Annotated in this window: 21 protein-coding genes; all 21 read left to right on the top strand. The window is 30.0% G+C overall.

All coding sequences use genetic code 11. The features are described 5' to 3' along the window. The first annotated feature begins 180 nt into the window (after positions 1–180). The gene (gene glyA / locus BLS98_RS16005) at positions 181–1446 is read left to right on the top strand and encodes a serine hydroxymethyltransferase (RefSeq protein ID WP_089737841.1); all 1266 of its coding nucleotides are present in this window, start codon (positions 181–183) and stop codon (positions 1444–1446) included. Between the two features lie 50 nt (positions 1447–1496). Continuing rightward, a complete protein-coding gene (locus tag BLS98_RS16000; protein WP_394331780.1) occupies positions 1497–1961 on the top strand; it encodes a regulatory protein RecX in 465 nt (154 codons plus the stop codon). Between the two features lie 301 nt (positions 1962–2262). After that, the gene (locus tag BLS98_RS15990) at positions 2263–4191 is read left to right on the top strand and encodes a polysaccharide biosynthesis protein (protein WP_089737520.1); all 1929 of its coding nucleotides are present in this window, start codon (positions 2263–2265) and stop codon (positions 4189–4191) included. 37 nt (positions 4192–4228) lie between these two features. Further along, positions 4229–5050, top strand: a complete 822-nt coding sequence (locus tag BLS98_RS15985) for a polysaccharide biosynthesis/export family protein (protein ID WP_089737519.1) — start codon at positions 4229–4231, stop codon at positions 5048–5050. A 65-nt stretch (positions 5051–5115) separates the two neighbouring features. Continuing rightward, positions 5116–6408 carry a nucleotide sugar dehydrogenase gene (locus BLS98_RS15980; RefSeq protein WP_089737518.1) on the top strand — a complete coding sequence of 431 codons (1293 nt, stop codon included), beginning with the start codon at positions 5116–5118 and terminating at the stop codon, positions 6406–6408. A 72-nt stretch (positions 6409–6480) separates the two neighbouring features. After that, positions 6481–8844, top strand: coding sequence for a GumC family protein (locus BLS98_RS15975; RefSeq protein WP_089737517.1), 2364 nt, complete (start codon positions 6481–6483; stop codon positions 8842–8844). After that, positions 8844–9836: a mannose-1-phosphate guanylyltransferase gene (locus BLS98_RS15970; protein ID WP_089737516.1), complete on the top strand. Its 993-nt coding sequence runs from the start codon at positions 8844–8846 to the stop codon at positions 9834–9836. The genes BLS98_RS15975 and BLS98_RS15970 overlap by 1 nt, the downstream gene beginning before the upstream one ends. A 20-nt stretch (positions 9837–9856) precedes the next feature. Beyond that, entirely contained in the window at positions 9857–10963 is a 1107-nt protein-coding gene (gene glf, locus BLS98_RS15965) for a UDP-galactopyranose mutase (RefSeq protein ID WP_089737515.1), read from the top strand. A gap of 69 nt (positions 10964–11032) precedes the next feature. Then, positions 11033–12340: a flippase gene (locus tag BLS98_RS15960; RefSeq protein ID WP_089737514.1), complete on the top strand. Its 1308-nt coding sequence runs from the start codon at positions 11033–11035 to the stop codon at positions 12338–12340. Positions 12341–12346: 6 nt separating this feature from the next. Beyond that, the gene (locus tag BLS98_RS15955) at positions 12347–13378 is read left to right on the top strand and encodes a hypothetical protein (RefSeq protein WP_089737513.1); all 1032 of its coding nucleotides are present in this window, start codon (positions 12347–12349) and stop codon (positions 13376–13378) included. Between the two features lie 9 nt (positions 13379–13387). Further along, entirely contained in the window at positions 13388–14386 is a 999-nt protein-coding gene (locus tag BLS98_RS15950; RefSeq protein WP_089737512.1) for a CgeB family protein, read from the top strand. Next, positions 14386–15495 (top strand): EpsG family protein, encoded by a 1110-nt coding sequence (locus BLS98_RS15945; RefSeq protein ID WP_089737511.1) that lies wholly within the window; start codon positions 14386–14388, stop codon positions 15493–15495. Before BLS98_RS15950 ends, BLS98_RS15945 begins: the two co-directional genes overlap by 1 nt. Positions 15496–15513: 18 nt before the next feature. Beyond that, the gene (locus tag BLS98_RS15940) at positions 15514–16503 is read left to right on the top strand and encodes a glycosyltransferase family 4 protein (RefSeq protein ID WP_089737510.1); all 990 of its coding nucleotides are present in this window, start codon (positions 15514–15516) and stop codon (positions 16501–16503) included. Continuing rightward, positions 16490–18124, top strand: a complete 1635-nt coding sequence (locus BLS98_RS15935) for a glycosyl hydrolase family 28-related protein (protein WP_089737509.1) — start codon at positions 16490–16492, stop codon at positions 18122–18124. The genes BLS98_RS15940 and BLS98_RS15935 overlap by 14 nt, the downstream gene beginning before the upstream one ends. A gap of 3 nt (positions 18125–18127) precedes the next feature. After that, the gene (locus tag BLS98_RS15930) at positions 18128–19240 is read left to right on the top strand and encodes a glycosyltransferase (RefSeq protein ID WP_089737508.1); all 1113 of its coding nucleotides are present in this window, start codon (positions 18128–18130) and stop codon (positions 19238–19240) included. Continuing rightward, the gene (locus BLS98_RS15925) at positions 19237–19830 is read left to right on the top strand and encodes an LbetaH domain-containing protein (protein WP_089737507.1); all 594 of its coding nucleotides are present in this window, start codon (positions 19237–19239) and stop codon (positions 19828–19830) included. Before BLS98_RS15930 ends, BLS98_RS15925 begins: the two co-directional genes overlap by 4 nt. 21 nt (positions 19831–19851) lie before the next feature. Further along, positions 19852–20985 carry an NAD-dependent epimerase/dehydratase family protein gene (locus BLS98_RS15920; RefSeq protein ID WP_089737506.1) on the top strand — a complete coding sequence of 378 codons (1134 nt, stop codon included), beginning with the start codon at positions 19852–19854 and terminating at the stop codon, positions 20983–20985. A gap of 10 nt (positions 20986–20995) precedes the next feature. Next, complete coding sequence (locus BLS98_RS15915) at positions 20996–22033, top strand: WaaS/CpsH family glycosyltransferase (RefSeq protein WP_228425361.1); 1038 nt, start codon at positions 20996–20998, stop codon at positions 22031–22033. Positions 22034–22043: 10 nt separating this feature from the next. Then, positions 22044–22649, top strand: a complete 606-nt coding sequence (locus BLS98_RS15910; RefSeq protein ID WP_089737504.1) for a sugar transferase — start codon at positions 22044–22046, stop codon at positions 22647–22649. Positions 22650–22655: 6 nt separating this feature from the next. Next, positions 22656–23297: a PglD-related sugar-binding protein gene (locus tag BLS98_RS15905; RefSeq protein ID WP_089737503.1), complete on the top strand. Its 642-nt coding sequence runs from the start codon at positions 22656–22658 to the stop codon at positions 23295–23297. Positions 23298–23316: 19 nt separating this feature from the next. Continuing rightward, positions 23317–23541: an acyl carrier protein gene (locus tag BLS98_RS15900; protein ID WP_089737502.1), complete on the top strand. Its 225-nt coding sequence runs from the start codon at positions 23317–23319 to the stop codon at positions 23539–23541. Position 23542: the final 1 nt, after the last annotated feature.

Here is a 23542-nt window from a genome sequence, read left to right as displayed (position 1 = left end):
GGTTGGTGTCAAATATAATATTGAAAATTACTAAATTGAGTTTGTTGAATAAAATTTATAAATAGTCAATACTTTAAAGCTTTTATGAAATATCAGGTCTAAAATCATATTTTTTGATGCCAAAATCTCAATGAAAATTCCGTACATTTGGGGTGGAAAATTTCAAAAACTAAAAGTAAAATGGATATTATTTTCGACCTGATTGAAAAGGAAAGACAAAGACAGGCCCATGGATTAGAGCTTATCGCATCAGAAAATTTTGTTTCTGAAAACGTGATGAAAGCAATGGGAAGTGTACTGACAAATAAATATGCTGAAGGGTATCCCGGAAAAAGATATTACGGCGGATGTGAAGTAGTAGATGAGGTTGAAACATTAGCGATCAACAGAGCGAAGGAACTTTTCGGAGTAGACTATGTAAACGTACAGCCACATTCTGGATCTCAGGCGAATGCAGCCATTTATCTTGCTGTTTTGAAACCAGGAGATAAGATCATGGGAATGGATCTTTCAATGGGAGGACACCTTACTCACGGTTCTGCAGTGAACTTCTCAGGAATTCAGTATGAAGTAGTTTCTTACGGAGTAGAAAGAGAAACTGGTCTTATCGATTATAACCAAATGAGAGAAGTTGCTTTAAGAGAAAGACCTAAAATGATGATTGCAGGATTCTCTGCGTATTCAAGAGATCTTGATTATGCTAAATACAGAGAAATTGCAGACGAAATCGGAGCAACTCTTTGGGCTGATATTGCTCACCCTGCAGGTTTAGTAGCTAAAGGATTATTAAACTCACCATTTGAACATTGCCACGTAGTAACCACTACCACTCACAAGACTTTAAGAGGTCCAAGAGGAGGGATGATTATGATGGGGAAAGATTTTGAAAATACATATGGCCACAAAACTCCAAAAGGAGAAACAAAAATGATGAGCCAGGTATTGGATGGAGCGGTATTCCCAGGAATTCAGGGAGGTCCACTAGAGCATGTTATTGCAGGTAAAGCTGTTGCCTTCGGTGAAGCTTTAGATGGTCAATTCGAAACATATGCAAAACAGGTTAGAGCTAATGCTCAGGCATTATCAAAAGCAATGATCGATAAAGGATTTGATATCGTAAGTGGAGGTACAGATAACCACTTAATGTTGGTAGACCTTAGAAATAAAGGAGTAAACGGGAAAGAAACAGAAAAAGCATTGGTGCTTGCTGATATTACATGTAATAAAAACATGGTTCCTTTCGATGATAAATCTCCATTTACTACATCTGGTATTAGATTAGGGACAGCTGCTATCACAACAAGAGGATTGAAAGAAAATGATATGGAAACTATTGCAGGATTAATTTCTGAAGTAGTAGATAATATCAAAAATGAGGAAGTTCTTGCATCTGTGAGAAAGAATGTAAATGAATTAATGGAAGGTAAAGCATTATTTAACTACTAATAAAGCTTATAATATAATATAAAGAATGGGCGGAAGCTCATTCTTTTTTTATTCATATGGAAAAAAAATCTTTTACTTTTGATGAAATCAAGCTGAAACTGGTAAACTATTGCGTATATCAGGATCGTTGTCATGCCGAAGTAGAGCAGAAAATGAGAGAGTTTTTACTAATTGAAGAGGCAAAGGAAGAAATTATTCTTTACCTGATGAAGGAAAACTATCTTAATGAAGAAAGGTTTACCAGAAGCTATATCAGAGGAAAATTTTACATCAAACACTGGGGAAGGAATAAAATCAGAATGAATCTTAAGCAGAAACAAATTTCTGAAAAACTGATGAATATGTGTTTTGATGAAATATATGAAGATGATTATATAAAAACCATCACAAGAATTTATGAAGATTATTCTGCTAAACAAAAGGGACTGCAGGAATATCAAAAAAAAGCAAAGACTATAAAATATTTGATGAGCAGAGGTTTTGAATATGAGAAAATAAATGATATTTTTGACTGAAATTTGATTAAACCTTAAAAATCAATTTTTTTGAATTGAAAAAAAGAAGAAATAACTTTTTATGAAAGAATATTCTTCGTAAATATCACCCCTCGCTGAATTTTTATGGTATGATTTTTGTCAACCCTTTGCTCTATTAGCTGACTTCTAATGATTTCAGAAAATAGATAAACATCAAATTTATTTTTGATTTCAGTAACTGAATAGAATTTTATTTTATTTTTGCATGATTGTATCGAAATTATCATTGGTGGATAATTGAATCTTACACAAACTAAAAATATGAACACAAACATAGACAATGTACAATTCTCTTAGAAAAAAAATATTTGGAGGAGATAATGTTGTCAATCTCTCAGATGTAAGGTATCTTCCCAGGTGGATAATACTTATAATAGATATTATCATTTTGGTAATATCCCTATTTCTTTCTACATATATCATAGAAAAAATAACCCAAAAAGATTTTGTTTATCATGAAGATAAAAGTATTGTTTTTGCTTTTATTATAATGGTGAATACGATCTTTATGTATTTTTTTAAAACATATGCTGGAATCATCAGGCATTCTACTTTTATAGATTTGTTTAAATTACTTGTATCGTGCTTCAGTACAATGTTTGTTGTTGCTACAATCAATGTGATATACTTTTGGATTACAGGTGGAAAGTTTATTTTGACTCCTTATTTGGTGTTATACTTTGTCATTTCCTTTATGGGATTATTTCTCTTTAGACTTTATGTTAAAGAATTCTTTCACATAGTAAGAGAATACAGACGAAGCGCATTGAAAAAAAGAATTTTAGTGCTGGGAATTGATGAACAATCTATTGCTATTGCGAGAGCAATTTTAGATAACCCTAATCTTCCTTATCATGTAGTTGGTTTTTTAACCCAAAGAACTGATTCAAAAAGAGCATCACTTTTGGGTAAACCAATCTATGCAAAAGAAAAGATTGAAAATACTACCAAGGATGACCTTGTTATTGATGGAGTTATTATTGTAAAAGAAATGATGGCTAAGGATGAAATGAATGCGTGGGTCAATTTATTTTTAGAAAAAGACCTTAATGTTTTCAAAGCACCGTCAGTACAAAAATTAAGAGATAGTGATTTAGGAGGATCTATTAAAAATCTTCAGATTGAAGACCTACTTAATAGAAAGCCAATCAAGATTGAAAATGAAGAGGTTAAAAGCAGACACTACGGTAAAAATGTTTTGGTTACAGGTGGCGCAGGATCTATTGGTAGTGAAATTATAAGACAGGTTGCACAGTTTACTCCAGCTTTAATTGTTGTTTTAGATCAGGCTGAAACGCCTTTATATGATGTAGAGCTTGAAATGAAGGAGAAATTCCCTCATATAAGGTTCAAGTTTGTATTAGCTGATGTATCTAATATTCATAGAGTAGAACCATTATTTCAGACTTATAACTTCTCAATGGTATACCATGCGGCGGCTTATAAACATGTTCCTCTTGTAGAAAATAATCCAAATGAAGCAATTCGTGTAAATGTTTTAGGATCGAAGAATATTGCAGTTTTATCCAGTCGTTACAAAGTCAACCGATTTGTAATGATTTCAACTGATAAAGCGGTAAACCCTACCAATGTAATGGGGGCCTCCAAAAGAGCTGCTGAATTATTTGTTCAGTCTTTACAGCACGCTGAAGACAATACCACAAAATTCATTACCACAAGATTTGGAAATGTTTTGGGTTCTAACGGATCTGTTATTCCTCACTTCAAAAAACAGATTGAGGCAGGAGGGCCTGTTACCATTACACACCCTGATATTGTAAGATATTTCATGACCATTCCGGAAGCTTGTGAACTTGTTCTTCAGGCCGGAACTATGGGACAAGGAGGTGAAATTTTCGTTTTCGATATGGGAGAACCTGTTAAGATTCTCGATTTAGCAAGAAGAATGATAAAACTATCAGGATTTGAACCTAATATTGATATCAAAATTATTTATACAGGACTAAGGCCAGGAGAAAAACTATACGAAGAGTTGCTAAGTGACAATGCAAAAACCCTTCCTACACATAATGAGAAAATTATGATCTCCAAAGATCCTACAATGTCATTTTCGGAAATTGAACGCTTGGTTAATCAGATAACAGAAGCCTCTATAATGCAGGAAAAAGTAGAAGTGGTTAAGATTCTAAAGCTGATTGTACCGGAATTTATAAGTAATAATTCCATCTACGAGGTTTTGGATAAATAGGAAAAAATATAAATGTATATTTGTACAATTTTAAAATATGAAAAGTAGAATATTAGGGCTGTTTTCTATACTTTTATTGGTATCATGTAAGGTTAAAGATAATGCTCAGAATGATTTAAACTATATGCAGAATATAGAACAAGTGGCTATTGAATCATCTGCAAAAAATTCAGGTAATACAATTCAAACAGGAGATCAGCTTGTTGTTCTGATTACCGCTAAAGATATGGATGTTGTAAAACCATTTAATCAGAGTTATTCTTCCTCTGAGATTGTTCAACCTAATAATGTTTATGCAGGAGGGAATATGACTAATCAGGGAATCTCTACAGTACCAGGACCTACTTATATTGTAGATAATAATGGTAACATAGATTTTCCGGTTATTGGTGCAATTAATACAATAGGTAAAACTCTGGTTGATGTTAAAAATGAATTAAGAGAAAAAGTAAGTCATTATGTTATTAATCCAACAGTAAGTATAAGGCTTACCAACTTTAAAATTACAGTACTTGGAGAGGTTAATAGACAAGGAGATTATGTTATTACTAACGGACATGCAACTATTTTAAATGCTCTGGGACTTGCTGGTGATTTAACCGGATATGGAAAAAGAACAGATGTATTAGTAATAAGAACTGAAAATGGAACCGTTACTCATGGTAGAATTAATTTGCAAGATGCTAATTTAATTAACTCTCCGTATTATAACTTAAAACAAGGTGACGCCATTATTGTTCAATCAACTAAAGCAAAAGAAATAGTATCAAGACAGAATCCTAATACAGGCCTTTATCTGACAGCTATTTCCATTGGTGTTACTGCTATTGCTGTTGTTGTTGGTTTATTTAAAAAATAGAATTTATTTAATTAAATTATTACGACAATGTTGTTGATTTAATTGTTTAAAAAAATCACAAAAGAATGAAATCATATAATATAGCCATTATCGGACAAGGATATGTAGGATTGCCTTTATCTTTGGAGTTTGCTTACCATTATCCGGTCTTGGGTTTTGATATTAATAAGGAGAGAATTAATGAGCTTAATAATGGTCATGACGCAACTTTAGAAGCGGATATTGATAAACTTAAAGACTGTTTAAACCGTTATAAAGAATCAAAAGGAAATATTGGCTATAGAGGAACAAGTAATATTCAGGAAATGGACGGATGTAACGTTTTCATTGTAACAGTACCTACGCCTATTGATAAATATAATGCTCCAGACCTGAATCCATTGCTTACTGCATCAAAAATGCTGGGAGAAATTATTAAGAAAGGAGATATTGTTATATTTGAATCTACTGTTTTCCCTGGTTGTACAGAGGAAGAATGTGTTCCGATTCTTGAAAAACATTCAGGATTGAAATTTAATGAAGATTTTTTTGTAGGATATTCTCCTGAAAGAATTAATCCTGGTGATAAAATAAATACTTTAACCAGTGTAATGAAGGTCACTTCCGGTTCTACAGATGAAATTGCAAAGGAAATTGACAATTTATATAAGAAAATAATTACAGCAGGCACTCATAAAGCACCCAGTATTAGAGTGGCAGAAGCTTCAAAAGCTATTGAAAATGCTCAGAGAGATGTAAATATTTCTTTTGTTAATGAGCTGGCTCTTATTTTTGATAGAATGGGTATTGATACCAATGATGTTCTTGAAGCTGCCGGAACAAAATATAACTTTCTAAAATATAAACCCGGTCTCGTTGGTGGACACTGCATTTCCGTAGATCCATATTATCTGGCACATAAAGCTGAACAGTTGGGTTATCATCCCGATGTCATATTATCAGGGCGTAGGGTAAATGATTCAATTTCCAAATTTATAGCATCAAAAGTGATAAAACTACTTATTGCTAAAGGAAATATTATCAAAAACTCTCAGGCTTTAATTTTAGGAGTAACTTTTAAAGAAAACTGCCCCGATGTAAGAAATACAAAAGTTATTGATATCTATAATGAATTAAAGGATTATGGAGTAGACGTAGATATCTTTGATCCATGGGCAGATAGAGAGGAAGTGAAGCATGAATATGGTGTTACTATTCTGGATCAGCTTGAAGAAAACAAAAAATATGATTCAATTATCATTGCTGTATCCCACAAAGAATTTCTCACACTAGATTTTGAAAAAATCAAAAAAGAAGATAGCGTTATTTTTGATACTAAAGCTTGTATTGATAGAAGCTTAGTAGATGCAAGACTCTAAAATTAGAAAAACTAATTAAAACCGGTTGTTCAATATAACAACATAACAATTTGTAAAATTTAAAACTAAATAATGGATAATCCAGTTATTGAAGGATCAGAAAAAGAAATTAATATTCAGGAGATTATTAAGCCCTATTTAAGAAACTGGGTGTGGTTTATTATTGTTCCTATCATATGCTTAATAGCAACTTACTTTTATTTAAAGTTTGTTACACCTATATATAAAGTTCAGTCATCTGTTCTTATTAAAGATGCTAAAAAGACACCCGCTGCAGGAGGTGAGTTTGGTGTTTTACAAGACTTATCTGGTTTTGGAGGAATGGGTACAAATAGTATTGACAATGAAATAGAAATTTTCAAATCTAAAAAACTTATCTATGAGGTTGTAAAGCAAAATAATTTACAGACTTCAATATACACAAAATCCAAATTGAATGATGTGGAACTCTATAAAGAGACATCACCTATAACCATTCAAGTTATTAATGAAAAGGATTATTCAAATAAAATAACACCTGTAAACATTAAAATTTCTGGACAAAATATTGTTTTAACAAGTGATAGTTTCCCAGAAGTTAAAACACAATTTAATAAAACAGTAAGCTTACCTTATGCTAATATATTGATTAGCAAAAACCCTACATATAATAAATCTAAGGCTAAGGCTGGAGATGCTAGTAATATGTATTTCACCTATTCTTCTATAGAAGGGACTGTGAATTATCTACAAAGAATATTAGGCGTAAGCTTAGCTAATAAAGATGTAACTGTTATCAATTTATCATTAAATTATGCCAACATCAATAAAGCTAAGGATATTGTAGATACTTTAGTAAGAGTATATAATGATGATGCTATTAGTGATAAAAATTCAGAGTCTCAAAAAACTAAAGATTTTATTGATGATAGAGTAAATCTTATTTCAAAGGAATTAGGGCAGGTTGAAAATGAAAAAGAACGTTTTAAATCAAGCAACCAAATTACAGATCTATCCACAGAAGCCAAAATAAATCTTGAAACATCAGCCGAAGCTAGATCAAAACAAATTGAGTTAGAATCACAACTTGAGCTAACCAGTGCTTTAATTGATTTTATGGGAAGGCAAAATAATACCCAGGTATTACCTTCCAATGTAGGGTTAAATAATACGACTGCTTCTACTAATATATCAGCTTATAATCAGCTTGTTTTAGAGAGAAATAGATTGTTGGAAAATGCTACGCCTCAGAACCCTTTAATCATTGATCTTAATAAACAGATATCTTCTGTAAGAGGCTCCGTTATGGAAAGTCTGGTAAAAAACAGAACGGGATTGCAGTTAGCTAAGAATCAATATCTTGGCGAACAAAATAATATAAGTTCAAAAATTACCAAAATTCCTGCACAGGAAAAGATGTTTAGAAGCATTGAAAGACAACAACAGATAAAAGAAAACTTATATTTGCTTCTATTACAAAAAAGAGAAGAAACTGCAATTTCATTGGCGGTTACAGCAAATAAGGCTAGAATTATAGATTATGCGTATGCATCACCAGCTCCTGTAGCTCCTAAAAAAATGCTTTTTTTGGGCGGTGCATTGCTAGTTGGGCTTCTTTTACCTATTATTGTTATTTATCTTAAGGAAATACTTAATAATAAAGTTAAAAGTAAGAACGATTTGGAAAAACTTTCCCATGCTTCTGTATTGGGAGAACTACCAAGTGTTTTAAAAGGAGATTCAGATATTGTACAGGTGAATGATCTTTCACCAATGGCTGAAGCATTCCGTATTTTAATTACTAACATGAACTTTTTATTACCTAAAAAAGAAAAAGGAAAAGTTGTTTTTGTTACTTCTTCGGTTAAAGGTGAAGGGAAAACTTTTGTTTCTGTTAATTTAGCTTTGACATTAGCGACGCCTAAAAAGAAAGTGATTATTATAGGATCAGATATAAGAAACCCTCAGCTTCAACGTTATAATACATCAAGAAGAGGTTTAACTGGTTTGACGGAGTATTTGTATTCAGACCAAACCAAATTAGAAGATATCATACATGTTACTTCATTTAACCCACATTGTGATGTGATTTATTCAGGAATGATTCCGCCAAATCCAACAGAATTACTAAGCAATGGAAGATATGAAGAACTATTAGATAGTTTGAGAGATAAGTATGATTATATTGTTATAGATACAGCACCTCTATTATTAGTGACGGATACTTTCTTATTTGCAGATTTAGCAGATGCTACATTATACGTTACAAGGTCTAGATATACTGAAAAATCTCTTATTGAGTTTGCAAATAATAATATTGATAGCAAAAAAATTAATAATGTAGGTTTTGTACTTAATGACGTTGATAAAAATTATTATGGATACGGGAACAAGTATGGCTATGGTTACTCGGCTAAGGAAAAAAACTGGCTGGAAAAAATTAAAGAGAGATTGTAATGCCTAAAATTATTAATGTAATACTTTCCGGAGGAGTAGGTAGTAGACTTTGGCCCTTATCTAGAAAACATAGACCTAAGCAATACCTGAATATTTTTGGAGAGAAATCGCTTTTTCAATTAACAGCAATTAGAAATATTAGTCTATGTAATAGTTTAACTGTGATAGGTAATACTGATAATTTCGAACTGTCTTCAAAAGCATTGCAAGAGATTGATATAAAGCAATATCAACAAATAGTAGAAGCTTCACCGAGAAATACTGCTGCAGCTATAGCTTTTGCTGCATTTTCAGCTGATAAAGATGATATTTTACTTATAACACCGTCTGATCATTTAATAGAAGATGAAGATGAGTATGCAAGATCTGTTAATGAAGCAATTAATCTGGCGAAACAGGATTCGATTGTTACATTTGGTTTGGTTCCGACTAAACCTGAGACAGGGTTTGGTTATATTCAGGTAAAAGGTAATAACGTGATAGGATTCAGGGAAAAACCAAACAAAGAAACTGCACAAGAGTTTATATTAAAAGGTGATTTTTTATGGAATTCAGGAATGTTTTGCTTTAAAGCAGGTATTTTCTTAGAAGAGCTTAAAAAATATCAACCTGATGTTTATATAAAATCTGAGATTGCTTTTATTGCAAGAAACGAAAATAGGTTACCTATTGAAGAGAGTATGAATATTCCTTCTATATCTGTAGATTATGCCGTAATGGAAAAAACTGACAGACTTAAAGTAGTAAAATCAAATTTTAAATGGTCTGATATGGGATCTTTTGAATCCCTTTATAGCTATTTAAAGAAAAATGGTCATCCAACGGATGAATATGGTAATATGGTAATTGGAACAAGTATTCATACAGAATTTTTGGGACTCAAAAAAAGTATATTAGTTGCTACTGATGATGCAATTTTAGTACTGAAAAGAGAAAAATCTCAAAAAGTTAAGGATATTTATGAAAATTTATCCGATAAGAAATTAACATAAAAAGTACTGATTATATAAAGATGAAAAAATATGATTATCTAATAGTAGGATCTGGGTTATTTGGAGCTGTGTTTGCTCATAAAGCAAAATTAGCAGGTAAAAGCTGCTTAATAATTGATAAAAGAAACCATAAAGGAGGTAATATTTACTGTGAAAATGTTGAAGGAATAAATGTACACAAATATGGTGCTCATATTTTTCATACTAACGATAAATTTATATGGGATTTTGTAAATAGCTTCGTTGAGTTTAATAGATATACCAATTCACCTGTTGCAAATTATAACGGAGAGATATATAATTTGCCCTTTAATATGAATACTTTTAATAAGCTGTGGGGAGTTATTACTCCTAAGGAAGCTCAGGAGCATATAAAGAATCAGATTAAAGAACTCAACATTTATAATCCTTCGAATTTAGAAGAACAAGCTCTATCATTAGTTGGAACAGATATTTTTAATAAGCTTATTAAAGAATATACTGAAAAACAATGGGGAAGAGAGTGTAAAGATCTGCCTGCATTTATTATCAAAAGACTTCCTGTTAGGTTCACTTATGATAATAATTACTTTAACGATAAATACCAAGGTATTCCAATTGGTGGATATAATAAATTGATAGATGGTTTATTGGAAGGTATAGAAATTCAGTTGGATACAGATTATTTCTCAAATAGAGAGTATTTTGATTCTCTTGCTGAGAATACTGTTTTTACAGGTAAAATTGATGAATATTATGACTTCCAATATGGTAAACTTTCTTATAGAAGTCTACGTTTTGAGACTGAGGTACTAGACAATGAAAACTACCAGGGAAATGCTGTAGTGAACTATACAAGTAAAAATGAACCTTATACAAGAATTATTGAGCATAAGCATTTTGAATTTGGAACTCAAAGTAAAACTGTTGTCACTAAAGAATACTCATTAGAGGCAAGTAGTAATTCAGAACCTTATTATCCTATCAATGATGATGAAAATAATGAATTGTATAGAAAGTATAAAAAATTAGCAGACGAAGAAAAAAATGTCATTTTTGGTGGGAGACTGGCTGAGTATAAATACTATGATATGCATCAGGTAATTGGTTCTGCATTGAAGAAATCTAGAGATATTTTTGGACTATAGTTCTAAATAATAAACTTCAATTTTTCTGTATTACGATACTAGAAAAAATAAATTTGGTACATAAAAAGAATGGGTTCTTCTAAACTAATAAAAAATACACTTTTCCTTAGTCTGGTTCAAGTGGTTAACTATGTTTTTCCATTGATTACAATTCCATATGTTTCTCGAATAATAGGTCCGGAGGGATATGGGATATTTAATTATTCTACGGCTTTTATTGGTTATTTTATTCTTTTAATTGCTTATGGATTTGATTTGACGGGAACTCGAAAAATAGCTAAAGCAAATGGAGATAAAAATGTTATTAATAATGTTGTTTCAGAAGTATTAAGTGCAAGAATATTATTATTTCTATTTTCTATAATTATTTTTGTTATTGCTTTACAATTTTTTAAGCCTATTCAAAAAGATTTATGGACGGTGTCTATTTTATTTATAGGTTGTTTAGGTACTATAATTTCACCTCAATATATTTTTCAAGGTTTACAGGAACTCTCGGTTTTTGCCAAACTTAATTTTGTAAAAGGCATCTTAAATACTGTTTTAATTTTTACCCTGATTAAAAAAAGTGATGATTACATTTTTCTAGCGGTACTGAATACGTTATTCATTATTTTAATAAATGTATTTCTATTTATTTATGGTATTTGGAAATTTAAATTGTCGGTTAGGCTAATTTCGATAAATAAATCACTGAAAATCATTTTTAATGAACGACTAATTTTTTTTTCTACAGTAGTTATTAGTCTATATACCTCTACAAATACAATTGTTTTAGGTTTTTTTGCAGATAATAAAGAAATAGGGTATTATACAACAGGTCAGAGTTTCTTAAGTATTGTAAATTCAATCGTTGCAATGCCATTATCTACAGCAATTTTTCCATTTGTAGGAAAAGCATTTTCTATTTCTAAAGAGAATGGTATTAATACAATAAAGAAAATTATGCCCATTGTTTTTTACCTGACTTTAGGTGCTTCCATTTGCCTATTAATTTTTGCGCCTATTGCTATAAAATTATTTTATGGTCACAAATTTGATAAATCTATACCAGCTTTACAGATCATTTCTTTTTTACCATTTATAATTGGAATGTCTAATATTTTTGGAATACAGTTAATGCTTAATATGGGGCTAGATAAATTATTTTTTAAAACAACCTTTATAGCAAGTATATTTGGTGTTATCCTTAATATTTTTATGAGTAAAATGTGGGGATATATTGGAACAGCATGGAATTGCCTAATTATAGAAAGCTTTGTAACACTATATATGTACTTTAGTCTGACTAAAAAAAATATTTATCCATTTGATTTTAATTATTTTAAGTTTAGCAGTATTAAAAAAATGATTTTATTATCCCTTCAAAAAAAATAGATATTAATGAAAGTAGTAAAAAATTTTACTTTTGATTTTACTCCTAATTGGAGTTCAGAATTAAAAAATATTGCTTCTGCGAAACCTCGTGATGATGCAAAAAAAATAACAATTGATAATGGTTTCATAGACATTTTACCTAATTATAACGGTTTTGGAATAAAAGGAAAATTATTGTCTTTAATGAAAGTTTTAATCTCAATATTAAAGCTTCCCCAAAAATCAAAACTTTTCATCCAGTATCCGATACAATTAAATTATCTACAGTTTTTTTTACCTTTCTTGTTGTCTTTAAAACAGATTGAAGGAATATTGTATGTACATGATGTTATTTCAATAAGAGCACCTCAACATATAGACGCGAAGACAGAGAGTAAATTCTTCAATAATTTTAAAAAGATTATCTTGCATAATAATAAGATGATTGATGTTCTAAAGCCATTATTAAATAAGGATAGAACCGTTTTTTCTCTTAATATTTTTGATTATCTATTAAATGATGATTTTACAGAAAATCAGAATCAAAAAACTATTAGAGATGAAATTGTTATCAGTGGAAATTTAGGACGTTCTGTTTTTGTTAAAAATCTTTATCAGATAAAAAATAATAAATTTCATTTATATGGCCCTTTTTATGAAAATGAAAGAGAGGATAATAACGTAATTTATCATGGATCTGTTTCACCTGAAGAATTAAATGACAGAATTAAAAATTATGATTTTGGATTGATTTGGGATGGTGATAAAATTGAATCTTTATCTAATGGGGATGGAAATTATATGAAATATAACAATCCATTTAAATTTTCTGCGTACATAGCTGCCGGGCTTCCAATCATTACATCTAAAGAAGCAGGTATAGCAAAATTTGTTAAAGAACAAAATATAGGTGTTTTAGTTGATTCTTTATATGACTTAGATAATTTTAGAATATCAGAAGTTAATTATAAAGAATTTAAAAATAATGTTTTAAACTTACGCATTAAATTAATAAAAGGGCAGCAACTGAGTTCTATTTTACAAAAAATATTAAATTAAACAAAAACGATGAAAATTGCGTTATTAGGTAATAAAGACTTTGATAGTTTAGAGTTTCATATTCATGATTCATTACGTCATTTAGGTCATGAAGTTTTTTATATCGACATTAAAGATGTTGTTAAAATTCCTTTTAGGTTTAACTATTGGGGAATGAAGCTATTTCCTAAATACGATCTAAGTGTTTTTAAAAATATTGCTACTCGTATAATAGAACAAAGCCCAGATTTAGTAATTTGTACTTATCGATTTATTCATCCTCAATGTATTGAGATGATTAAGAAAGAACTTAAGAATTCATTGGTTATTCATATCAATCCTGATGCATTAACAACATTCCAAGGGCAGCAAATTTTTATGTCTCCATATGATGCTTATTTTACAAAGGATCCATTTATTGTGGATTTTATGAAAAATAAGATGGAGTTAAATACATTTTATTTTCCGGAGGCTTTTAATGATAGGGTTCATAATTTTAATATTGAGAATAGAAAGAAGCTTGAAGAGAAAATTAATATTGATGTTGTATGCTTTGGCAATTTGTATCCGTATCGATCAAAAATGGTTGAAAAGCTTATTGCTGCAGATATTGATGTAAAGCTTTTCGGAACTCCTGACCGTCGATATTCTTTAAATAAACTCAACAATAGGTTTCAAAATGAATTTTTAACAGGAAGCAGAAAAGCTGAAGTTCTGTTGGGTTCTAAAATTGTATTTAATAATTTTCACTATGCTGAAATAGAATCTGTAAATGCTAAGTTTTTTGAAATTGCTGGAATTGGAGCTTTCCAAATTTGTGATTATAAACCAACCTTGGATGAATATTCAATTATTCCAAAGGAAAAATTTACTTTTAATAAGATCAATGAAGCTATCGAACTAATTAAATATTATTTGGATCGACCACAAGAGCGATATGAATTGGCTGAAAAACAAAGATTACATTTCTTAGCTAATCATACCTACGATATTCGTATGGAACAATTGTTTAATATTTTAAATATTTAATGGAAGTATATATAGTTTTTGCCATATTTCTATTTCTATTTTCTTTTTTTGAACTTTTTAAAGTTGGAAACGGAAAATTTGGAAATCTATTTTTATTTCTATCATTCTTAGGTTCTGTTTTAATTGTAGGAGGAAGATGGTATACAGGAACAGATTGGGAAGTATATGAATATTTATTTAATGAGAGTACTACATTTAAAGAAGCACTTAGTGTTTGGCAAACAGAATTTGGATATGGAATATTAAGTTGGTTAGTCCGATCAGTAACTGATGATTATTCTGTTTTTTTGATAATCCATGCAGTACTTTTTTATGGCTTATTGATAATATCATTTAAGAAAATAATTCCATACCCTCAAACTGCTTTTTTTTATTACTTTACTACGAATCTTGGTATGGTGGGAGCCAACAGACAATTATTAGGAATTGTTCTTTTACTCTTTGGGTTAAGCTTTTTATTAAATAATAATAAAAAAAAGTTTTTTGTATTTTTAGTTAGTAGTTTTACATTTCATGCCACAGCCTATTTAGCTATCGTATATTATTTTTTAAATAGGTATATATCTAAAAAGGTGATAATAATTAGTATTATAATTGCTTTTTTATTCGGTATATCACCTTTACCATTGCAGGTGTTTGGTTCTTTGGGTGCATTAAATGAACATTTTATGAGTAAGACGGAGGCTTACCTTGATAGTGCTAAAGCAGCTGCTGAAGAATATGGGCTTACTGCTGCCGGAGCATTTAAACGTATTTTATTTCTCATAATATTTCTAGGAATAAGAGATAAAGCTGTAATTCGCCTGAAAAATTATAATTTGTTTTTTAATGGATACTGGGTGGGGATTTTAGTTTATTTAGTATTTTCTAGTTCTTTGAATGTTATGGTTAGCCGTGGAAGTTTGTATTTTAATTTAATGGAACCGCTACTTATTACCAGTATTTTTCTTATTGTTAAGAAACCTATTGAAAAATGCTTTTGCCTTATACTTGTGTTTATCGTTTCAATTTTGTTGATGTATCAGTCTATTGGTGGTTATCCAGATGCATTTGATCCTTATAAGGGGATTTGGTACAATCAAGATTTTGTAAGAAGACCTCATAGATAGGTTTTATAATAATTTATTATGAAAATATTTTACTTAGATAGAAAAGTTAATCCTAATGAAAGAAGTTTTGAAAAACTTTTTTCATATATTAAAGAATACGTTAAAAGTAATAAGATAACTATAGAAAATATTGAGAATCCTTATGATAATGGTATAGTAAATCTATTTCGAAGTATTTTTTTCTTTCGAAAACAGATCCATAAAAATGATATTGTTCATATTACAGGCCAAATCCATTTTGCTTCAATTGCATTAAAAACGAATAAAATTGTTTTAACAGTTCATGATCTTGGATTGTATAGAGAGCTTCCGTTTTTACGTTCTTTTATTTTCAAACTTTTCTGGATTTATCTTCCTTTTAGAAAAGTTAAAATTATTACAGTAATTTCAGAAAAAACAAAAGAGGAAATAATTAAATTTATGCCTTCTGTTGAAAATAAAATTATAGTTATACCTAACTGTGTTACAATTGAAAAAGCAGAAGAAAAGGTTAAGGAAAGTAAAGATTTGTGCAATGTTCTTATTGTAGGAACTAGATCAAATAAAAATATAGAGAGAGCGGTTCAAGCCCTAATTAACTTACCAATCAAAGTAATTATAGTAGGGAAACTTGCAGAAGATATAAATGAGGTTTTAATCTCAAACAATATAAATTTTGAAAATTATTATAATATTGCAGAAGCAGAGTTACTGCAACTTTATAAAAATGCAGACATTTTATTATTCCCTTCTTTGTATGAAGGTTTTGGACTTCCCATTCTTGAAGCTCAGGCTCAAAATGTAATAGTGGTTACTTCAGAAATTTCACCTATGAAAGAAGTTGCCGGAGAGGCTGCCATTATTGTAGATCCTTATTCTGTAGATAGTATTAAAAGTGGTGTTAAGAGTGTTCTCAATTTTTCTAATGAGGAAAAAGAAAAAATGATTAAAAAAGGTAAGGAAAACCTTAAAAAGTATACTATTGAAAATATTTCAAAAAAATATATAGAAATCTATGAAATTTTATAATGTTATTTTCACAATATTGCTTTCTTTTTTTACAACTATGATTTTTGGGCAGAAGCCAAAATCTAAGTTGGGAGAGCAAAAGTTATTGATTTCATTGAAAGATTTTGGTGCAGTTGGGGATGGGAAAAATGATGACAGTGATGCTTTTCAAAAGGCAATAGACTATTGTGAAAATAATAAGAGAAAGACTTTATTTGTCCCTTTTGGAAAATATTTATTAAAAAAGAGTGTTTACTTTAAAACTGGAGGTGTTCAACTTTTAGGAGAAGGGGCTCTGTTACGAGAGGAAAGTTGGATAGATCGTGAAAATCTGAAAAATGATGTTATTAATAGTAGTGAACTTGTTATTCCCAAAGATAATACAGGGATCGTATTTGATAAGAATGTAAGGGACCCGGTTAGGATTGTTGGCATTCAGTTTAGTAGTCAGCAAGGGAGACAAGTTGGGAAGACTACAGGGATTTTGTTTCAATCAGAATGGAATGGTCCAACTTGGCCTTTTATCATCGAACGTTGTCATTTCACAGGTTTTAATTATGCAATGAAATTTGCATCTTCAAACCAATATTTAGTCGCTTTTCTGCAATTTAGACAGAACGCATTTAATCAGAACGATGAATGTGTATATTTTTCTGATATTAATTCAACAAATAAACAGTCAGGTGTACGTAATTTAGCTTGGGGATTTACTTTTGAAGATAATATGTGTCATGATAATTCACGTGTAATCAGAGGTACATTTGCCAAGGATGCAGTAAATATTCGAAATAATAACATGGAGGGTAATATTAAGTATGCAAACGGGAATCCTCCTTCTTATATTGTTGATTTAGAAATAAGTAATGCTACAGTTAATTTTGAAGGCAATCATTTTGAGGCTATTCTTAGTGATGCAGTGTATGTATCTTCTGTTTTTGCAGATAAAAATGGTGAATATTTACCTTTTCCCAACACAACAGCTTTAAACCCTAAAAATAAAATATTTATAAAAGGTAATAATTTAGATGGAGCTGCTAGCAATTTTAAACCATTTACATTGAAGGGAATTCTGGTTTATAACTATGACCAGGTTAATTTATTCTTAGATCAATGTGATTTGCGTGTGAATGAAAGTAATGAAAAAAATGTCTTTTTAACAGAGTTTGCAAAAGAAAATGGTACAGTAATTAAAGTTCCAATTAACAATGGAAAAGAAACATTGAAAAGTTATTTAAATGCAAATAAACAAATTAAGAAAGCAACTGCACTTAATTTAAATGAGAAATTATCGAATCTAAAACAATTGAAAATTGAGGATAAATTTTTAGTTGCTAAAATTGAAGTAATAAATGAAGTTGGAACATTGTTTTTAGGTTCAACTACATTTGTAATTACTTATGAATTAAATAATGTAGTTAAGACTATATCTAAATCAGTAAATAGTAATTATGGATTTAAACAGGGTAGGAATCTTAGTATTGCAGTTGTACCTAATTTTCTTCCTAAAAATGCTCAAAATGCTCATTTCACAGCAATGGTTGATTATAGTAAAAACATTTTAGAAAACAGATATTTTTATTATAATACAGCTGCAGAATTACTTGTATTACAGAATCCTATTTTTGCAGTATCTACAAGATAAAAAATGAAAAAAAATATAATTATATCTGGTGTTAATTTCTCAGAAGGTGGCCCACTAACTGTTATGAAGTCAGTGCTAGAGTTTCTAGATGATAGTCTTTTTATAAATGATTATAATATCATAGCTCTTGTACATTCCAAAAAATTATTTGATAATTTGAAGAATATTGAACTTTTAGAATATCCTACTGTAAAAGCAGCATGGAAAAATAGAGTTAAATTTGAGTATTTTGAATGTGAAAATTTATCAAGAGAGCTGAATAGCCATTTGTGGTTGAGTTTACATGATATGACTCCAAATGTAATTTCAGAAAAACGTGCGGTGTATTGTCACAATGCTTCACCATTTTATAAGCAAAATCTGTTTGGCTTTTTCCGTAATCCTAAGAGATTTTTATATACAAAGTTTTATAAAGAACTTTACAGAATAAATATCCATAAAAATGATTTTGTTATTGTTCAACAAAAATGGATAAAAGATGGATTTCTAAAATTTTTCAATCTTAAAAATGACAAAGTAATTGTAGCCTTACCTAATCAGGAGGATAAAAATACTGAAAATTCAAATAAAACAGTGATTAATATAAAATCTGATCGTTTTATTTTCTTCTATCCTGCGTTTCCTCGTGAGTTTAAGAATTTTGAAGTAATTTGTAAAGCTGTTGAAATATTAAAAACAAAAGGAGTAGAGAATTTTGAAGTTAAATTAACCATTGATGGCTCTGAAAACTTATATTCTAAAAATATTGTTGATCGATTTTCTAAAAACAAAGAAATTGAGTTTGTAGGATTATTATCTAAAGATAAAGTTGATGATACTTATGCTATAGCAGATTGTTTAATTTTTCCATCAAAATTAGAAACTTGGGGATTACCCATATCGGAATTCAAAAAATATCAAAAACCAATATTAGTTGCTAACTTACCTTATGCATACGAAACAGTTGGGAATTATGATAAGGTTCGTTATTTTGATGTAGAAAATGAAAAAATATTGGCAGAAAATATGTTGTCGTTGATGAATGGAAGTATAGAATATACTAACAAAGGAGAAATTAAGTATGAAGATCCAGTATGTAGAAATTGGAATGAGGTATTTAAATTATTATTAAAATGAGTTTATTAAAAAGATACGGTTTAATAGGATTATTTAAAGTAGTTATTTTTAAAATAAGAAGTTTTTTCGTTTTTAAGAATGCCAGATTAATAAGATTCCCGATAGATATTCGAGGAAAGAAGTTTATAAAGGTATCAAAAGGTTTTACTACAGGTGTAGGTTGTAGGATTGAAGCCTATCCGGAACATAATCAAACTACTATGTTTTTTGGAGAAAACTTTCAAATGAATGATTATGTGCATATCACCGCAATGGAAAAAGTGCATATTGGAAACAATGTACTTTTTGCGAGTAAAATATATGTTTCAGATTGTTCCCATGGAAGTTATTCAGGAGACGAAAATGATTCAGATCCTAGTTCTATTCCACATGATAGAAAATTGTATTCAAAACCAATCATTATCGAGGATAATGTTTGGTTAGGAGAATTTGTTTCTGTTTTACCAGGAGTTACAATTGGTAAGGGCACAATTGTTGGTGCAAACTCAGTGGTATCAAAAAATTTACCCCCAAATGTAATTGCAGTTGGAACACCTGCAAAACCTATAAAGAAATATAATTTTGAATTCCAACGTTGGGAAAAAATATAAAAAATACAGATATAGTTAATTATGAAAAAAATACTGATTACAGGAGGTGCAGGTTTTATAGGATCTAATCTTGCTTTAAAATTGATTGATAAAGGCTATCAAGTTACTGTTTTGGATAATCTTTCACCACAAATTCATGGAGAAAATCCTGCTGAAACATCACCTTTATACTTAAGTATCAAAGATAAAGTGAAATTTATTTTAGGAACAGTTACCAGCGAAGAAGATTGGAAAAAAGCTATTGAAGGGCAAGATGCTATTGTACATTATGCGGCAGAGACAGGGACTGGACAATCCATGTATGAAGTGAAAAAGTATATTGAGGTTAATATTAATGGAACTGCTTTATTATTAGATTTATTAGTAAATACAAAACATAGTATTAAAAAAGTAGTAGTCGCTTCTTCACGTTCTATTTATGGAGAAGGAAAGTATATTAGCCAAGAATTAGGCGTAGTTTATCCTACACAACGTACTGCAGATTATATGGACCAAGAAGATTTTGAAGTAAAATATCCAGGTTCTTCTGCGCTAACTTTAGTGGGAACAGACGAAACGTCTAAAATTCATCCTTCTTCTGTTTATGGTATTACCAAACAGAATCAGGAACAAATGGTTTTAACGGTTTGCCAGACAATTGGGATTTCAGGAGTAGCTTTTCGTTATCAAAACGTGTATGGTCCGGGACAATCATTAAAAAACCCTTATACTGGAATTTTATCTATCTTCTCTACTCAAATTAAAAATGGAAATAAAATCAACATTTTTGAAGATGGAAAAGAAAGTAGGGATTTTGTTTTCATTGATGATGTTGTAGATGCAACGATTTTAGGGTTAGAAAAAGAAGAAGCAAATAATCAAGTTTTCAATGTTGGGACTGGTATTGCAACTAATGTTTTAGAAGTAGCAAATGGGCTGGTTAAAAATTATGGAGTAGAGGTTCCTATAGTGGTTTCAGGAAACTATCGTTTAGGAGATATTCGTCATAATTATGCTGATTTAACTAAGATAAATACTCTTTTGGGCTTTGAACCAAAAGTTACTTTTGAAAAAGGTCTTAAGAAGTTTACAGATTGGGTAAATACTCAAGAAGTACAAGAAGATCAGTATCAAAAATCGATTGACGAGATGAAAGCTAAAGGATTATATAAATAATAATATACTTGTGGATTTATATTCATTAAAAGGTAAAAATATACTGTTCTTTTTAGTAAAGAATTTCGGAGGCTATAATTTAATTATTGATAAACTAAAATCATATGGTGCTAATACCATTCATTATGATGAAAGGCCTGCTAGTAATAATTTCACAAAGGGTATTCTAAGAGTTGCTCCGCGGTTGATAAAAAATGATATTACTAAATATTATAATTCAATATTAAAAGACCTGGAAAAAACGAAGTTAGATTATGTATTGGTCATTCGGGGAGAAGTTGTTCCTGCATTTTTTTTAAAAAAAATTAAAGAATTAAATCCCAATTGTATTTTAATTTTTTACAATTGGGATTCTTTTAAAAATACTCCTAATACCTCTAACCATTTAGATTTGTATGATAAATCATTTTCATTTGATTTGGAGGATGCAAAAAAATTTAATATTAACTTTCTTCCACTTTTTTATTATGACCAGTTCAAAGCAGATTTGAGTGATTCTACAGTTAAAAAATATGATTTGTTATTTTTAGGAACTGCTCATTCAGATCGATATATTATTGCTAATAAACTCAGTAAATGGTGTGAAAAGAATGGTCTTACAGCATTCAACTACTTTTTTATGCAGGGGAAATTGGTTTATTTTATTAAACGTATAATTGATCCTACATTTAAGAAATTTGACTATAAGAAATTGAGCTTTAAATCTTTAACAACGCTGGAGATGGTGGGGTTTTATAAACAATCAAAAGTAATTTTGGACATTAATCATCCTTATCAGACAGGGCTCACAATGAGAACTTTTGAGGCGATTGGTGCAAACAAAAAACTTATTACTACTAATTCGGAAATAAAAAAGTATCCTTTTTATAATGAAGGTAATTTTTATATTATTGATCGGGAAAAGTTAGTTTTAGATAAGGCTTTTTTTGAAAAAGATTTTCAACCACTAGAAGATTGTTTATATCAAAAATTATCGGTGGATGGATGGTTAGAAAGTTTATTTACTCAAAAGAACATCGAATATTGGAACAAGATGTTAAGAAATTAATATATTGAAAATGTATAAATATTTTCTCAAAAGATTTTTTGATTTTTTTATGGCGTTTGTTGGGCTGATTATTTTAGCTCCTATATTTGTTATTGTAACCATAGGATTATTTATGGCTAATAATGGAAAACCCTTTTTCTTTCAAAAAAGACCTGGTAAGAATGGAAAAATTTTCAGCATTGTAAAGTTTAAAACAATGAATGATAAAAAGGATCAGAATGGAAATTTATTACCTGATGCTGACCGATTAACAGGAATTGGTTCTTTTGTGAGAAAAACATCCTTGGATGAAATTCCACAATTAATAAATGTTCTGAAAGGTGATATGGCATTAATAGGACCGAGGCCGCTATTACCTCAATATCTTTCATTGTATAATACAGAGCAAAAACGAAGACATGAAGTTAGACCTGGAATTACAGGCTGGGCTCAAGTGAATGGGCGAAATGCAATCTCCTGGAAACGAAAATTTGAATTAGACGTTTGGTATGTAGATCATGTATCCTTTTCTTTGGATGTAAAGATACTCTTCCTTACCATAAAAAAAGTATTTATAAAAGAAGGAATTTCTCAGGAAGGACAAGCAACAACAGAAGCTTTTAATGGATTTAATTAGAAAATAATGAAAAAAATAGCAATAATAGGTGCAGGAGGATTTGGGCAGGAAGTATACTGTATTTGGAGAGATCAGCTAGAGCATGAAGGGATAGATTATGAATTTGTTGGCTTCTACGACGATGCTGATGACTTATATGAGAACCGCTTTGGGAAAATACTTGGAAAAGTGGATGCTTTGAATCATGTTGATTATCCTTTGGAAGTTGCTATTGCAATAGGTAGTCCTCAGCTAATTTATCAAATAAGAAATAGACTCAATAATCCTAATTTAATATTTCCAAATATTATCCATCCTAGTGTTCAATTTTTAGGAAAAGAATCAATTCATTTAGGAGAAGGAAATATATTATCTTTGAATGTCATTTTTAGCTGCAATACAACAGTAGGGAATTTTAATATTTTTAATACCAGAGCTACTTTAGGACATGATGACATTGTAGGTGATTATAATGTTTTTAGTCCAAATGTTCAGATTTCAGGAGCTGTAACTATAGAAGATCTTAACTTATTTGGATTTAGTTGTGGGGTAATCCAGAGAAAAAAAATCGGAAATAGGAATATTCTAGGGGCTGGTGCGATATTATTGAGGACAATTAAAGATGAAGGAACCTATATAGGAACTCCTGCTGTAAAAATGAAAATATAATTAAAAAAATAAATTAGGAATGAACGAAAATAAATTTATAGAAGACTTTGCAACGATTTTTGATGATACAGAAGCATCAGAATTGACAATGGATACACAGTTCAAAAACTTGGAAGAATGGAGTTCTTTAGCTGCGCTAGGTTTACTGGCTGTTATGGAGGAAGAATATGACGCAGAATTATCTAGTAAGGATATTGAGAAATCCGAAACAATCCAAGACATCTATAATATCATAAAAGGATAAT

Origin of the sequence: Chryseobacterium jejuense, from assembly GCF_900100075.1 — a bacterium.
In the GTDB taxonomy this organism is placed as follows: domain Bacteria; phylum Bacteroidota; class Bacteroidia; order Flavobacteriales; family Weeksellaceae; genus Chryseobacterium; species Chryseobacterium jejuense.
The sequence above is the reverse complement of the archived record's forward strand: the minus strand, read 5'-3'. Positions and strand labels throughout refer to the sequence as shown.

Coding starts and splice junctions, on each gene's coding strand:
- glyA (WP_089737841.1), top strand. CDS start 181: ATGGATATTATTTTCGACCTGATTGAAAAGGAAAGACAAAGACAGGCC.
- BLS98_RS15990 (WP_089737520.1), top strand. CDS start 2,263: ATGTACAATTCTCTTAGAAAAAAAATATTTGGAGGAGATAATGTTGTC.
- BLS98_RS15985 (WP_089737519.1), top strand. CDS start 4,229: ATGAAAAGTAGAATATTAGGGCTGTTTTCTATACTTTTATTGGTATCA.
- BLS98_RS15980 (WP_089737518.1), top strand. CDS start 5,116: ATGAAATCATATAATATAGCCATTATCGGACAAGGATATGTAGGATTG.
- BLS98_RS15975 (WP_089737517.1), top strand. CDS start 6,481: ATGGATAATCCAGTTATTGAAGGATCAGAAAAAGAAATTAATATTCAG.
- BLS98_RS15970 (WP_089737516.1), top strand. CDS start 8,844: ATGCCTAAAATTATTAATGTAATACTTTCCGGAGGAGTAGGTAGTAGA.
- glf (WP_089737515.1), top strand. CDS start 9,857: ATGAAAAAATATGATTATCTAATAGTAGGATCTGGGTTATTTGGAGCT.
- BLS98_RS15960 (WP_089737514.1), top strand. CDS start 11,033: ATGGGTTCTTCTAAACTAATAAAAAATACACTTTTCCTTAGTCTGGTT.
- BLS98_RS15955 (WP_089737513.1), top strand. CDS start 12,347: ATGAAAGTAGTAAAAAATTTTACTTTTGATTTTACTCCTAATTGGAGT.
- BLS98_RS15950 (WP_089737512.1), top strand. CDS start 13,388: ATGAAAATTGCGTTATTAGGTAATAAAGACTTTGATAGTTTAGAGTTT.
- BLS98_RS15945 (WP_089737511.1), top strand. CDS start 14,386: ATGGAAGTATATATAGTTTTTGCCATATTTCTATTTCTATTTTCTTTT.
- BLS98_RS15940 (WP_089737510.1), top strand. CDS start 15,514: ATGAAAATATTTTACTTAGATAGAAAAGTTAATCCTAATGAAAGAAGT.
- BLS98_RS15935 (WP_089737509.1), top strand. CDS start 16,490: ATGAAATTTTATAATGTTATTTTCACAATATTGCTTTCTTTTTTTACA.
- BLS98_RS15930 (WP_089737508.1), top strand. CDS start 18,128: ATGAAAAAAAATATAATTATATCTGGTGTTAATTTCTCAGAAGGTGGC.
- BLS98_RS15925 (WP_089737507.1), top strand. CDS start 19,237: ATGAGTTTATTAAAAAGATACGGTTTAATAGGATTATTTAAAGTAGTT.
- BLS98_RS15920 (WP_089737506.1), top strand. CDS start 19,852: ATGAAAAAAATACTGATTACAGGAGGTGCAGGTTTTATAGGATCTAAT.
- BLS98_RS15910 (WP_089737504.1), top strand. CDS start 22,044: ATGTATAAATATTTTCTCAAAAGATTTTTTGATTTTTTTATGGCGTTT.
- BLS98_RS15905 (WP_089737503.1), top strand. CDS start 22,656: ATGAAAAAAATAGCAATAATAGGTGCAGGAGGATTTGGGCAGGAAGTA.
- BLS98_RS15900 (WP_089737502.1), top strand. CDS start 23,317: ATGAACGAAAATAAATTTATAGAAGACTTTGCAACGATTTTTGATGAT.